This window comes from Schlesneria sphaerica (genome assembly GCF_044336245.1).
GTDB classification, from domain to species: domain Bacteria; phylum Planctomycetota; class Planctomycetia; order Planctomycetales; family Planctomycetaceae; genus Schlesneria; species Schlesneria sphaerica.
Genome location: NZ_CP172346.1, coordinates 6,965,896 through 6,979,631, shown reverse-complemented (window position 1 = coordinate 6,979,631; position 13,736 = coordinate 6,965,896). Strand labels below are relative to the sequence as shown.

Below are 13,736 nucleotides of genomic sequence, written 5' to 3'. Positions count from 1 at the left end.
TGTATGTTTACTTCATTGTTTTCACGTCGATCGGTCCTGAAGTCCGCCACCGCTGCGGGGATCTCGTTCTTCAATACGTCCCTCTGGACGGCGCTGCTATCCGCACAGACGAAAGCGGCCGGCGCGAAAGCATGCATCTTGATCTTCCTCGAAGGTGGCCCCAGTCAGATCGACACGTTCGATCCCAAGCCAAGCACACCGACCGGCGGACCGTTCGAGGCGATTGATACCAAGCTATCGGGCATTCAGTTTTCCCAGCATGTTCCTCGTCTGGCTGCGATGGCCGATCAACTGGCGGTGGTCCGAACGCTGAGCAGCGAAGAAGGGGACCACGACAGGGCTCAAGTTTTGATGCTGTCAGGGTATCAGCCCAACCCTCGCATTCAGTACCCGGTATTCGGATCAACAGTCGCCTGGCAACAGTCTGATCCTGCGGCTGATGTTCCCGCATTCGTCTCGATCGGCAGGCGATTCGGCACCAGTATCCTTGGGCCTCAGTTCGGCCCCTTTGTGATCGAAGACATCGGCAACCCGGCTCCAAACCTGGCCCTCCCGGAAGATTTGACAGACGCGAGGCTCAAGCGTCGACTCGCTGCACTGGAAAGATTCAACGCGCAGTTCGGTCAGAAGTTTCAAACACCGCTGGGCACGGATCTCACAGAACTGGCTCGGCGCGCCGATCGGATGCGGCACAGCGAGGTGTTCCAGCCTTACGACGCGGCCGCCAGCGAGCCGGAACTCTTCGAACGGTACGGCAGCGGGATTAACGATGGGTATCTCGCCCGAGCCTGCCTCATGGCGCGGCGGCTCGTCGAATCGGGAGTCAAATTCGTCGAAGTGAACTTCGGTGGCTGGGACACGCACGACAACAATTTCAACCAGGTCCAGGATCTGTCCGCGTCACTCGACGCAGGTCTGGCAACCCTGATCGAAGACCTTCAGGAACGGGGTCTGCTTGATCAGACTCTCGTCTGCTGCGTCGGCGAATTCGGTCGCACACCCAAAATCAATGGAGACAACGGCCGCGACCATTTCCCCAACGTCTTTTCCGCCGTTCTCGCTGGCGGCGGTATCAAGGCCGGCCAGGCGCTGGGGGAATCCACAGAGGATGGTACCGAAGTCAAAGATAGAGCCGTCACGATCCCTGACTTCCATGCAACGCTGTTCACCGCCCTCGGTCTGGACGTTACTAAAGACTACTTTGCTCCGGACGGCCGATTATTGAAGTTGACCGACGGAGGCAAACCGGTCGCGGAATTGATCTGAGATCCGGCCCGCTCGGTTCACGTTACGAGCCCTCCAGCTGCAAAATACGCCCCTTTGCTTTACGCAACGAGCTGCGATACGCCCAATGGTACTCATGTCAGACTGGGCAATCTGCATGAACATCTCTCAGGGTATCAATTAATCTCTCCGCACACTCTGAACTGCATGAGTGCATCAGGCTGAGCCGAATGAAAATGAGATTACGAGAAAGGATTCTCGCGTCTGCCTTGGGTGAGAGGATAAGCGAACATGACAGGACCTGCCCGACTCGCCAGCCTTCGAAAGCTGCTTTGCTGCGTGCTGGGTAGTTCCGCGTTCGTGGTCGGGTACGCGGGGTACGGAGCCGATCCACTCCCCGAGTTTGAGCCATTCATCGAAATCGTGGGTGGGGATGATCTAGTTGCTGAGTCGTCTGAGATCGGTGACGCACTTGACCGACTTGCCGATATCCCGTCACCGTTCGGCGAGACCGATTCGAAGTCGAGTTCGGAATCCTCTGCTTTCGTGGGACGGCCTGTCCATCGCCCCCTGTCTGACGTGAAGGCGACGATCGCCCCTCCGGCGGGGCTGTTGCCAAAGTCCAAACCCGTTCGCGATCTCGACGAATCCGTGGACCTCATCTTCGACGGCACAGACCGCCCCTGGGCCTACACCTGCTTTCATTGGGAGGCTCCTGCCACCCGCAGCCTTCCGCTGCTCTTCGAAGAGCCGAATCTTGAGCGACTCGGCTACGCGTACGGGTTCTGTGACTATGGCATCTGCGAAGAGGAACCCCGCCGAGGACAGCGGCTGCAGGCGCTTGTCTCATTCGTGCACTTCTTCGGCCGCGTCCCCTTCATTCCGTACATGGCGGGAGTTCATCCACTTACCGAGCCCTATTACACACTCGGGGTCGACCGACCGGGTAGTCCTGTTCCCTACCGTAAGCACGTCATTCCGCAGAGTCTGCGGGGTACGCTGTATCAGGCGGGCGCCGCAGTCGGCGCCGTCTTCATTATCCCTTAGTCAGCCAGGGAACGATCGACTGCCGCGCCGCGTCGACAGCAGTTTGGGATTGTTAACTGACATTCTCGGGGAAACCACATGAGGCACCCCAAATCATGTGCGGCAGCCTTTCCAAGAATCTGAGTGGGGTCAACGAATCACCCACCGCAGCCAGGCTTGCAGGCCATGGCGCAGTGGGGACATATCTACGGCGAATCGTCGATGACGTCCGCCTGATCGAGAAGGCTGACCCGGCGAGCGAAACGAGCGGCCCTCAGTCTGCCATTCCCTTCTTCATGAACGCCAGTGCGTTCTGAGCCAGATATTCTTCGGTCGGAAACATGCGACGCCAGATCTTCGTCGCGGCGGCCAGTGCCGGCAGCGCCAGACCAAAAGCTTCAACGGTCAACCAGCCATCATACTTCAGTTCTTTCAACGTCTTGAACGTGGTTTCCCAGTCGACGTGTCCTTCACCCGGAGTCGAACGATCGTTTTCTGAAATATGCACATGGACGACCTGGTCCCAGCACCCCTTCATCGCGGCCGCGAGATCTTTCTCTTCGATGTTCGCGTGGAAGGTATCATACATCATCTTCAAATTCGGATGATTAGCTTCGCGACAGAATCGGGCATCGTCCGCCGCGCTGGTCAGGAAGTAACATTCGAATCGATTGAGGTATTCACAGACCAGGGTGACGTTGTTTTTTGCCGCGTGGTCGGCGGCTTTCGTCAGTGAATCAAGGCCCCACTTCCATTCATCTGCAGTCGGACCGGTCCCACTGAACGTCCCTAATGCCGAATGCAGAGGACCGCAAAGCAGGTTTGCTCCCGCTGCCGCCACAGTGTCGATCGCCTTTTTCAATCGCTCCACCCCGGCAGAGCGAATTGCGGGATCGGCGGATATCGGATTGTCAGCATCGGAACAGACAGTCACGGCTGTTCGCTCAAGACCGATCGCATCAAGCATCTTGCCAAGTCTGGCGAACTTCGCGGGATCGAGATCAAAGACGGGAAGTTCGACGCCGTCGTATCCCCACTTCTTCAGCTTCTCGAGGATTCCGGCATGCTCTTCCGTCACGTCGGACGCCCAGAGCAGCATATTCATTCCGTATTTCATGCGGTTCACCCTAAAAGTTCGCGAATCAGGTCATGGATGTGATCATGGTAACGTGAAGCGATCTGCGGGAAGCAGATCCCGCAAACGCAGACGAACGAGATCTCTACCCGCCGTGATGACTTCACTGGCGTCGGTCGGAATCGGGGACAGTTTGACTCGCATCAGCACTTGATTCAAGAGAAGCAGTAATGTCAGATCACTCTCGTACCCACGCAGAAACTGCTCACGCCGATAGACTTCGATAAACCAAGCCAGTCGTTCTGTCGGTGTACGGGCCATCCGGTTCACCGCCACTTCGATCTGTGCGGGGTCAACATCATCCAGCAACCGCCAGTAGTCCTCAAACTGAACGTTGTACTGGTCCATCAGCACTCCATCCAGAATCAGTTCCATGCCGACATGCCCCAAAAAGTTACAGTGATACTTTTCATCAGGGCCGAGATTCTCGCGAAACATCCGTGTCAGTTCAGACGTCACCTCAACAAACCCGCGCGTGGCATGAAACCAGTCGTCATCGTGTAGATGCTGCAGCACTCCCGCAGCCACGGCGGATTGCACGTCGTCATTTGACGCCAGCCAGGGCTCAACATGACGCGGCCTCAGACGCACCTTCCGATCCGCCGCGGACAACCAGTCCGGGACCCCCGTCGCAGCCATCAGATAAGGCTCGTGAAGATGGTTCAGCGCGTGAGCGAAATAATTCATCCGGGCCACGCCTTCCTCAGGAATTCAATTCGACGATTGTACCATCATCCAGATTTGACCTGATTCATCAAGGCGTGGCCCAGACGTATGGAGCCGAGGAACTTTGATTCGGCTGGGCAACTATGAGGAAGTAACTCAAGAGGCGTCACTGCTGCGACGAACCTCGTCACGACACGAGAATACTCTGCTGATACGTCATCTGTCGGCCAATCGACGCGAACATCTGCGTACGAATGGTACGGTCAGGAGTATTCGAGAAAAGTCGCTCCCTACGATTCCACAGATGACCTTTCCGCACCCTCACCAAGCCGCCTGTTCCGTGCGATGAACAAGCCGGCTCCCCCTGACAATAGCAATATCAGCGAGCACGGCTCAGGGACGGCCGCGGGGTTGACAGCATATGTGATGTTGTCAATCGCAAAATAGGCGGGAGTATTCATCCCATAGGGCCCCGTATCGGATGAAGAAAGATTGAAGTAAATCGTCGATGCACCCGCCAGCGACGACAGATCGAAGAGAGTCCAGTCGGCAATGACATAATCCAGGGTTTGATCGGCAAATCGATAATCCGCAAGAAAGAACTCCGCAGAAATTGCAGCCACCGACTGCCCACCCGAGGTGCTCAGCACATTTCCGTCCGCATCAGTGCCATACGCTGAAAGCATCAGAAAGTCAGGATCATTTCCTGACGCACCTCCGAAAGCTTTCGCAAACGAATCTCCCCAGAGCATAGAGAGTGCCGCGTACGTGGTGTTGGCGACTTGGGCGCTCAGAATGGTCGCCCCCGTCGGCAGAGAAAAGTGGGGGAGATCTCTTAAGGCGCTCACATCCATCGGGTTGAAAGGAACTGGATCAAGAACGTTCGGAGAGACATCATCGTATCCGAATGCCACTCCGAATTGATTGGAACTGCTATCTCCGGGTGCGAAGACACTGAATTGATTCAGATACCCGCCATCGACTGTGTTGTGTTCGTTCGAGTATGCAAAACCATGCCAGAAACCGGATCCCCCTTGGTCCTGGAAGTTCGACAAAGTGACACCCGACGTCACGAAATCGGTCCGGATTTCAGGAGAATACCCGCCAGGCACGACCACTCCACCCGCATCAAACGGAGGCCCGTGAGAACCTGCGGAGAGCGGCAGATCCTGGAATGTGGCGACAATTTCTCCGCCGCTCACCGCGGACATCATTGCCGACACAATAGCGGCTGACAGCACCAATTTCGAAAAACACGCAGTCAATGACATCATAAACCCGACCTTTCAACCAAAACTTCGACGACGACGCTTCAAGGGCCACTGGACACACCGGTGCTGCACGCTGAGACAGAACAGACTCTCAGTGCAACACGAGAGCGATGAGGTTCAGACCAGGTCGTAATCGACGGACAAAAAACGCAGCGTCCGCATCGCGGACTTCTGCAGAAAAGCTCTCATAGGAATGCGACTTCGAGTCGTTTCCGTTGCCACCTCAGCGAAATGAACGGGCTGGAGGGGGCGGTCACAGCGACGTGCACAGCCTCAAAGAGAAGCTGTCGCAACACCACAGTGGTATCGCTGATTCGATACCACTTCTAAGAATTAGAGTAAGAATTTCTGAGGCGAATAATCGTTGCGATTAATAGTCGCCGACGATCTCTCCCCCCTTGTAGGATAGCAGAGCAGCAAAGACCTTGAGGTCAATCGTCTCGCTGATGAAACGGGCAGAGCCATCCCCCAGCAGAAAATTTGCTCCCCCGATGTGATAGCTATGAAATTCCTGACCGAAGTCGCAACCAATCCGCCCTAATGTGCTGCTACTGGCGGTCGTAACACAAGATTGCCATTTCGTCTGTGACGAAAGGCTATAGCGCGCGTTAATGGGGGCTGACTGGTCGAAGAAATTTTTGTGACCGGCCCAGATCCCGTGCAAAGCTTCAGGTGCTTCACCGACAAAGATGGTCTGCGTTAGTCCGTCAATAACATCTCTGGACGAAACGTTGTTTTGATAACCTGTGGAGACGACGGTAAACGGCCCGCGGGAATCATAAGAATTGCTTCCATAATTGTTCTGGGCCTGGCATCCGACCGGTTCGCCAAAGCAGCGAATTGCGCGTTCTCCGTAGTTAGCCCCGTAGTCACTCCGTCCAAATCGGACTCCAGGAAAATTGGCATTATCCCCTTGCAGCTTTCTTCGATCCGAAGAGCGACTGGAAGGACATAGATAAACGGGCAGGACCTCTTCGGCGACGGACCAGTTCTCTGGTTCCAGATAAAAACGGTTCATGTCCCATTCGTTGAACAGGGCTGCCTGATCCAGACAGGGAAGGATGGCGACGCCCCAACTGATCGTTCGAGTTCGGATCAGATTGACATTTTTGAGCTGGGCAGAAGAGGAAAACCCTGCTGCAAATCCGGCCTTGGGAAACATACTATAGATGTCATGGTAGTTATGGAGTGCGATCCCGATCTGCTTGAGATGGTTTCGACAGTCCATTCTGCGGGCCGCCTCACGCGCCTGTTGGACTGCGGGAAGCAGTAAGCCCATCAGGACAGAGATGACGGCAATGACGACCAGAAGTTCAATTAACGTAAAGGCGCGCCGGCGGAGGAAGAGAGATTGCATGTGAGGGTCTTTCTCGCCATGCAGCTTCGGCAGCGGAAAGACACGAGCGCAGCACCGTGCGCAAGGACATGCCTTCCAGGGACGCTTGAGGCCGGAGCATCACACATGGCGTCTCACCGGGCCGTATTCTGACTCACGAGTCGAACGAACCTCGAACGCCTTCCCATCAGCCTGAGCCGACAGTGGCACAATGTCCGAAGTTCTCCTCGTATACAGCGGCGGTCCCGTGCCGGGTTCTAACCGGCTTCCTGTCCTGATCGTTTCTGATCGGACGCCCAATGAGACGGGCCGATTCTAACTAACATTGACAGATTGGCAATCCCTGTGGGCTCCGAGAAAATCGCTATTCTGATGGAGATCTTTATTGGTCACCAAAAACTGATTTCGTCGTCCGGCGGTCACCACTCGAAGGGAAGCGAGGCCCCAGTGCTTGGTCGTCGAGCCCCATTGCAGGGCCTAAAGTGATCCTTGCCGCAGGCCTTGCCCATGACGCGATACCGATCGCAACAGGGTTCGCAGTTTACGGCTCACCTGAAACGAGGCTGACTTTGTAACTTCCCTCCGCCCTCGATCCGGATCTCCCTGTTACCGCAGAAACAAACGGTAGACGCGGTTATGAGTCTCGTCGATACAGGGGTAGCCGAGTGTCTGGACGAACTGCTGAAACAACGGTTGGTCCCGATCTGGAACCTGAATCCCGACCAGAATACGTCCATAGTCCGCACCCTGATTCCGGTAATGGAACAGGCTGATATTCCAATCGGGATGCATACAGGACAGAAACCGCATCAACGCCCCGGGCCGTTCGGGAAACTGAAAACGATACAGGCGTTCGTCAGTGGCGTTTCGGCTTCTCCCTCCCACCATATGCCTGACGTGTTCCTTGGACAGTTCATCATCGACCAGATCGATCGCATTGAATCCCGCCTCGATGAATGCGTCTGCGATGCTGGCGGCTTCCGCCCGGTCGGTCGTCACCAGGCCAACGAAGACATGGGCCTCACGATCATCCGAGATACGGTAGCTGAACTCAGTGACGCTTCGCTGTCCGATGACTTCACACATCCGTTTGAAGCTGCCTCGCTCTTCCGGGATCGAAACCGCAAACAACGCTTCTCGCGCTTCCCCTGCTTCTGCCCGTTCCGCCACAAAGCGCAGACGATCGAAGTTCATATTGGCGCCGCACGTAATCGCGACCAATGTCTTACCTGTCAGATTCCTCTTCGCGATGTACTGTTTCATCCCCGCAATACCGAGGGCTCCGGCCGGTTCCAGGACGCTTCGTGTATCTTCAAATGCGTCCTTAATCGCGGCACACACCGCATCGGTATCGACGGTGATGAAATCATCTACCAGTTCGGACGTCAGCCTGAAAGTTTCTTCTCCCACCAGTTTGACGGCAGTCCCATCAGAAAAGAGTCCCACATCCGGAAGCTGAATTCTCTTGCCCGCACGGACGGATTGAATCATGGCATCCGAGTCTGTCGTCTGCACTCCGATGATCTTGATCTCGGGCCTGACAGCCTTGATATAGGCGGCGACTCCTGAAATCAGCCCACCCCCCCCGATCGCCACAAAAACGGCATCAATGGCGTGCTGGTGCTGTCGTAGAATCTCCATCCCGATCGTTCCCTGTCCTGCAATCACTGCCGGGTCATCGAAGGGATGAACGAAGACCAGCCCCTCACTCAATTCAAGTTGAAGCGCATGCCCATATGCGTCGGAGTAACTGTCTCCATGCAGGACAACTTCACCCCCCAGTGCTCGGACCGCGTCGGACTTCAGTCGCGGCGTCGTCACAGGCATGACAATCGTCGCGCGGCACCCAAGTCGTCGCGCACTGAGGGCGACTCCTTGCGCGTGATTACCGGCCGACGCACAGACGACGCCTCGCGCCAGTTCGGCAGGCGTCAGGTTTGCCATCTTGTTGTACGCCCCCCGAAGTTTAAAACTGAAGACGGGCTGGGTGTCTTCCCGTTTCAGCCAGACCTGATTCTTCAATCGGGACGAAAGCCGCGATGCCAGTTCCAGCGGGGACTCGACAGCCACATCGTAGACACGCGCGGTTAAGATTCGCCGCAGATATTCGACCAGACTCGGATTCATGACGCCGCTTTCTTGGGCCCTCGGTTTCAAGGGACAGGGTTCCTTTTGGTTCAGACGGCGATCCTAACCGGGCGTCGCGTCCGAAGAACAGGGATACCCCGCTTTCGCCCATCCCTGTGTCGCAGTCGCTTCCGGACCACGCAGCTTTGTGACGAAATCACCCTTTGCAGAAGTCCTTCGACAGCGACAGATCTGCATCCTCTGCCAGTGCTAAGTGCCGCTCAAAAAGCGGCACTTAGCTGTGTCCTCAGCAACAAACCCGACTGCCCGGCCACAAACCCGGTACGGTTTTGCTGTGCGGGTGAGTCCTCCAGCCAGGCTGCGTCGATGGTAAATCGCAAGTTGTTTTGTCCCTTCAGAGGAAACCAGTTGAATCCACATCCCACTTCGGTCCCCGTTCCATAACCGCCAGTCACGAGCGACCCACGGGAATAGATCTCGACTTCCTGCGGTCGTACGAAATATCCCCCCTGTACGAATCCACCGTAGGCCGAGACCGAATCCACCGGCAACTGTCCTGTTCCACGAAGTGACGAAAGTTGCTGCAGATAAATTTCCGTCGCCAGACTGCATCCACGATACTTAAAAGAAGCATCGAATGCAGCGAGGGAAATATCGTACTCCCGCACCATCGCGCCAGGTGCCAGTGCCCCCATTTGTGTGATCAACGTTCCGTCCGACAACCGCACCAATGAGTTTTCGGGTGCTCCTCCGTCTGCTGCCTCCGCCTGCGCCGGAGCAAAGGTGTAGCTCGAACCAATCCGAATTGCGGGTTGCTGATGATTCTGGAGATCGGGGTAGCCGCGGCCAAAATCGCCCCACGGTTCCCACCACACGGATTCCGAGATACAGAACTGATGCGTGAACTGGCTTGGGCGTAGATTGAGCGTATTGAAGCCATTGGCCAACATGGCGTGATATCGGACGGTCTCGAAGACTTGACCCGTCACCCACACCCCCTGACTCAGACTGGGACGAAAGAATGTCGTTGCCATCGAGCGATCAGGACCTTCCTGAGCGACGGAAGCACTTCCCATCCACTCGCGACTTCCGGGAACCTTGTTCTGGCCGACCGAAATCGTCAGGGCTTTATTGAATTGATAACTCAGTACATAGGCGCGAAAGCCAATCGGATTACTGCTGACGGTGTTGTAATCGATGTTAAGCAGGTAAGACATTTTTGGCAGGAATGCCATTCCGGAGAAGATCAATCGGCCTCGCGGAATCAAAAAATAACTGCTGTTATTGATGGGAAAAGATTCACCTGAACTGTCGATCCATTCTGATTCGCTTCGCTCAAAAGCGTTAAAGCGAAACTGTGTTTGATTGTTGATTCGCAGTGAAAAGGGAGAGGATTCCGGATCTCTCGTCCGAATCTCAAATCCGTTGTAATAACGGGAAAAATGAGATGACGAACCATCGGCATCCCTGACCAGCGGTGAATCCACAACAAGATCCTCATCAACCGGATCTCGTTCCGTGGGGGGACGGAAGATTGAGTTCTCTTTCAGAATGCGAACTTCTTCCGAGAGCCGCCGGTTCTCTTCTACGACGGATTGTAGAGCTTGTTCGAAGCGTTCCAGCCTTGAATCGTCTGCGACAGGCAATTCGGGCAGGGAAGGGGACGACAGGATTTCCGACAGTCCTACGTCGTCCAGGGCGTGCACTCTGGACAGAAAAGGAGGCGACCCAAGAAGGACTGCAAGTAGCAGCCATACGGATATCAGACCTCGCGCAAGCGGCCCTGGCACACCAGACAGCCAGAGATCTGACCGGGCCTGCTCAAGGATGTCGCCAGATCGCCTTGAGTACCGCACGTGGACATCATTTCCTGCTAGGGCCGCAGTCGGTCGAGCGAATGCGCAAGCGATTTCGATCCGTCAATTCAATGATGCTGGTCGCGAACGGTCATATCGATCTGGCTCATCACTCCAAGACTTGCCCAGGAGCGCGGACACCTGAGGTGCCCGATCTCATCGCAAGCTCAGAGACGCATTTCCAGGAGTCTCAGATTCATACATCGGCAAAATTTAACGATAAAATCAGCGGATCTGGTTAGAGAAACACTCCTGTCCCGGCTACACCATCTTGAGCCGACGCTCTTCGGCAGTTTTTGACATCTATGCTCTAGAGACAACGAGACTCACCTCAAGTCACCACCGCCTCGTGAGGATTGCCTCAAGTGAGACGCCTACTGCTCACCTGGACCGCGTTCTCCCCGAGATAGTCCATCGTCCCGGGGAAGGGACTGATCCCGGCAGGGGGAATGCCTTTTCGCCGCTGCGTCAGTCGGGACTTCACCATCAGGCCCCATCAGGGATACGTTTCTGAGGGTTCTAAACGTCAGTGGTGACACAGGAGAACTGGCATCTCACGATAGACTTCACGCTGTAACAGCGTCACAATTTACTGGCTTGAGCTGCCTGTCGTTCATGACCTCCACAGCAGGACAGCAGAATGAATTGGCAACCTGGATCAAGGATGGCGGGGACTCTCACTGAGAAAAATGTTCTCCGGCCATTCTGGTTGTCGACGGGACAATGCCTTCGATGGATAGGACATCGAACGATGAAGCGTTTGTTTCTTCTCGGTCTGACGCTTTTCCAGGCGCCATGGGCAACCGCTGCTGAGGACCACCTTCAGTTTGATCGGGATATTCGACCGATCCTGTCGGATAAGTGCTTCCGTTGTCATGGCCCCGATGCAGCCACCCGTGAAGCCAATTTGCGACTGGATCGGGAAGACGATGCCAAGGCCAACAGAGACGGGCATTCCGCAATCATTCCGGGCCGATTAGACGAGAGCGAGCTCATTCGACGTATTGAGACCGAAATCGTCGAACAACGGATGCCCCCCACCGCGAGCGGCAAGTCGCTTTCCGTAGAAGAAATCGACCGTCTCCGCCGCTGGGTCGCTCAGGGTGCAGAGTGGTCGCAGCCGTGGTCTGCGGTCCCACCGGTCTCGCATCCCGCTCCCGTGGTGCAAGACCACGCGTGGGGACTTAACTGGATCGACGGTTTCGTGATGGCGAAACTCGAAGAAAACGAACTTCGTCCCGCGCTAGACGCCGATCGCACAACACTGATTCGGCGGCTCTCAATCGATTTAACCGGGCTCCCCCCGACACACTCCGAAGTCGTCGCGTTCCTTCAGGATGATTCGCCGAACGCCTACGAGAAATGTATTGATCGACTGCTGGATTCGCCCCGATTTGGCGAGCGAATGGCCAGCTATTGGTTTGATCTGGTCCGATACGCCAGCACCGTCGGCTATCATGGTGACCAGGTCCACTCCATCACGCCCTATCGCGATTACGTGATCGCTGCGTTCAACGCCAATCTGCCGTTTGACCAGTTTACCCGTGAACAGCTCGCGGGTGATCTCATTCCTGACGCGACACTCATGCAGAGGATTGCCAGTGGATACAACCGGTTGCTGCAGACCTCTCACGAAGGGGGAGTCCAGCCAAAAGAATATCTTGCCATCTACGGCGCGGACCGCGTTCGCAATCTTTCAGGTGTCTGGATGGCAGCCACCATGGGCTGCTGCCAGTGCCATGACCATAAGTTCGATCCTTACTCGATCAAAGACTTCTACTCCATCCAGGCCTTTTTCGCCGATCTCGACGAAGCTGAGCATTTGACGAAGGGGGACAACAACAGCCCGACAAAGCGCAGACCGGAAATTGAAGTCCTGAGTGACAGCCAGCAAAAAGACCTGGAAGAACTGGCGGCACGCAGAAGCAGTCTGACGACCGATGAGACTTCGACAGCGGCCAACGCGGAAGCCCTCAAGCAAATCGAAGAACAAATCACGTTGATTAAGAAGGGGGCTCGCCTGTCGATGGTAAGTCGCTCGATCGCCCCTCGCACGATTCGGATTCTGCCGCGAGGAAACTGGTTGGATGACAGTGGAGAGATCGTGCAACCGGCCGTACCTGAGCGGTTCGGAAAGCTCGATATCGGTGATCGCCGCGCGACTCGACTGGACCTGGCGAACTGGCTAACGGACGACAGACAGGGGGTGGGGGGATTGACTGCCCGCGTGATGGTCAACCGTTTCTGGTATCTCCTGTTCGGGCGCGGATTGGCCCCCGTGCTGGACGATTTCGGCAGTCAGGGTGAAGTCCCCAGCCATCCCGAGCTACTCGACAATCTGGCGATCGAGTTCATTAATCGGCGCTGGGACGTCAAGGCGATGCTGAAGGAAATCGCCATGAGTCGAACCTACCGTCAGTCATCTTATGAAAACCGCCAGACGCGTGCCCTTGATCCGCTCAACTCGCTGCTTTCACATCAGGGTCGTTTTCGGTTTCCGGCAGAGACCGTGCGGGACAGTACATTGTCGATCAGTGGTCTGCTGGTGAATCAACTGGAAGGCCCCAACGCCCATCCCTATCAGCCTGAAGGCTACTACCGTCACCTGAACTTTCCCGAACGAAAGTACATTTCGGACACCGGCGCGGGGCAGTGGCGACGCGGTGTCTATCTGCATTGGCAACGACAGTTCCTGCATCCCATGCTCAAGGCGTTTGATGCCCCCAGCCGCGAAGAATGTACAGCCCAGCGGCAACGGTCAAATACACCCTTGTCGGCGCTCGTGCTGCTCAATGACCCGACGTTTCTTGAAGCGTCTCGTGCTTTCGCTGCTCGAATCCTGACGGAATCGGGCGAGTCTCCAGAAGAGCGACTTCGATTCGCATTCAACGAAGCCGTCTCACGATCCCCTTCTCCGAAGGAAATGGAAGTCTTTAAGCATCTCATCGAACAGAGCCTCAAAGAATTTTCCGAGGACCGCAAGGCAGCTCGGGAACTCTTGTCGGTTGGCCTTAAACCGTTACCTGAAGGTACCGACCAGTCTCAATTGGCGGCCTGGGCTGTCATCGCACGGGCGGTGCTGTCGCTTAACGAAGCAATGACGAGGTTCTAATGTCACCGATTTCTTCTACGCG

The 13,736-nt window shown here is 55.8% G+C and carries 9 protein-coding genes and 1 riboswitch; of the genes, 3 read left to right on the top strand and 6 right to left on the bottom strand.

Going from position 1 to position 13,736, the window contains the following annotated elements; translation table 11 throughout:
* Positions 1 to 3: 3 nt before the first annotated feature.
* Both ACGY09_RS24970 and ACGY09_RS24965 read left to right on the top strand, forming a co-directional pair.
* Positions 4 to 1,266, top strand: a complete 1,263-nt coding sequence (locus tag ACGY09_RS24970) for a DUF1501 domain-containing protein (protein ID WP_397569895.1) — start codon at positions 4 to 6, stop codon at positions 1,264 to 1,266.
* A gap of 249 nt (positions 1,267 to 1,515) precedes the next feature.
* Positions 1,516 to 2,271: a hypothetical protein gene (locus ACGY09_RS24965; protein WP_397569894.1), complete on the top strand. Its 756-nt coding sequence runs from the start codon at positions 1,516 to 1,518 to the stop codon at positions 2,269 to 2,271.
* Positions 2,272 to 2,524: 253 nt separating this feature from the next.
* On the opposite strand, the gene ACGY09_RS24960 is transcribed toward ACGY09_RS24965, so the two are convergent.
* The 6 genes from ACGY09_RS24960 to ACGY09_RS24935 form a co-directional block, all read right to left on the bottom strand.
* Positions 2,525 to 3,367, bottom strand: a complete 843-nt coding sequence (locus ACGY09_RS24960; protein WP_397569893.1) for a sugar phosphate isomerase/epimerase family protein — start codon at positions 3,365 to 3,367, stop codon at positions 2,525 to 2,527.
* A 42-nt stretch (positions 3,368 to 3,409) separates the two neighbouring features.
* On the bottom strand, positions 3,410 to 4,072 hold the full coding sequence (locus ACGY09_RS24955) for a hypothetical protein (RefSeq protein WP_373652258.1): 663 nt from the start codon (positions 4,070 to 4,072) through the stop codon (positions 3,410 to 3,412).
* A 269-nt stretch (positions 4,073 to 4,341) separates the two neighbouring features.
* Positions 4,342 to 5,325 carry a DUF4465 domain-containing protein gene (locus tag ACGY09_RS24950; RefSeq protein ID WP_397569892.1) on the bottom strand — a complete coding sequence of 328 codons (984 nt, stop codon included), beginning with the start codon at positions 5,323 to 5,325 and terminating at the stop codon, positions 4,342 to 4,344.
* A gap of 367 nt (positions 5,326 to 5,692) precedes the next feature.
* Entirely contained in the window at positions 5,693 to 6,679 is a 987-nt protein-coding gene (locus ACGY09_RS24945; RefSeq protein ID WP_397569891.1) for a DUF1559 domain-containing protein, read from the bottom strand.
* A 101-nt stretch (positions 6,680 to 6,780) separates the two neighbouring features.
* A riboswitch (cobalamin riboswitch) is annotated at positions 6,781 to 6,973 on the bottom strand.
* A gap of 291 nt (positions 6,974 to 7,264) precedes the next feature.
* Positions 7,265 to 8,785, bottom strand: coding sequence for a threonine ammonia-lyase, biosynthetic (gene ilvA, locus ACGY09_RS24940; protein ID WP_397569890.1), 1,521 nt, complete (start codon positions 8,783 to 8,785; stop codon positions 7,265 to 7,267).
* Positions 8,786 to 9,006: 221 nt separating this feature from the next.
* Positions 9,007 to 10,602, bottom strand: coding sequence for a porin (locus ACGY09_RS24935; protein ID WP_397569889.1), 1,596 nt, complete (start codon positions 10,600 to 10,602; stop codon positions 9,007 to 9,009).
* A 751-nt stretch (positions 10,603 to 11,353) separates the two neighbouring features.
* Between ACGY09_RS24935 and ACGY09_RS24930 the strand changes: the two genes are divergently transcribed.
* Positions 11,354 to 13,714 carry a PSD1 and planctomycete cytochrome C domain-containing protein gene (locus ACGY09_RS24930; protein ID WP_397569888.1) on the top strand — a complete coding sequence of 787 codons (2,361 nt, stop codon included), beginning with the start codon at positions 11,354 to 11,356 and terminating at the stop codon, positions 13,712 to 13,714.
* The last annotated feature ends 22 nt before the right edge of the window (positions 13,715 to 13,736 follow it).

Coding starts and splice junctions, on each gene's coding strand:
- ACGY09_RS24970 (WP_397569895.1), top strand. CDS start 4: ATGTTTACTTCATTGTTTTCACGTCGATCGGTCCTGAAGTCCGCCACC.
- ACGY09_RS24965 (WP_397569894.1), top strand. CDS start 1,516: ATGACAGGACCTGCCCGACTCGCCAGCCTTCGAAAGCTGCTTTGCTGC.
- ACGY09_RS24960 (WP_397569893.1), bottom strand. CDS start 3,367: ATGAAATACGGAATGAATATGCTGCTCTGGGCGTCCGACGTGACGGAA.
- ACGY09_RS24955 (WP_373652258.1), bottom strand. CDS start 4,072: ATGAATTATTTCGCTCACGCGCTGAACCATCTTCACGAGCCTTATCTG.
- ACGY09_RS24950 (WP_397569892.1), bottom strand. CDS start 5,325: ATGATGTCATTGACTGCGTGTTTTTCGAAATTGGTGCTGTCAGCCGCT.
- ACGY09_RS24945 (WP_397569891.1), bottom strand. CDS start 6,679: ATGCAATCTCTCTTCCTCCGCCGGCGCGCCTTTACGTTAATTGAACTT.
- ilvA (WP_397569890.1), bottom strand. CDS start 8,785: ATGAATCCGAGTCTGGTCGAATATCTGCGGCGAATCTTAACCGCGCGT.
- ACGY09_RS24930 (WP_397569888.1), top strand. CDS start 11,354: ATGAAGCGTTTGTTTCTTCTCGGTCTGACGCTTTTCCAGGCGCCATGG.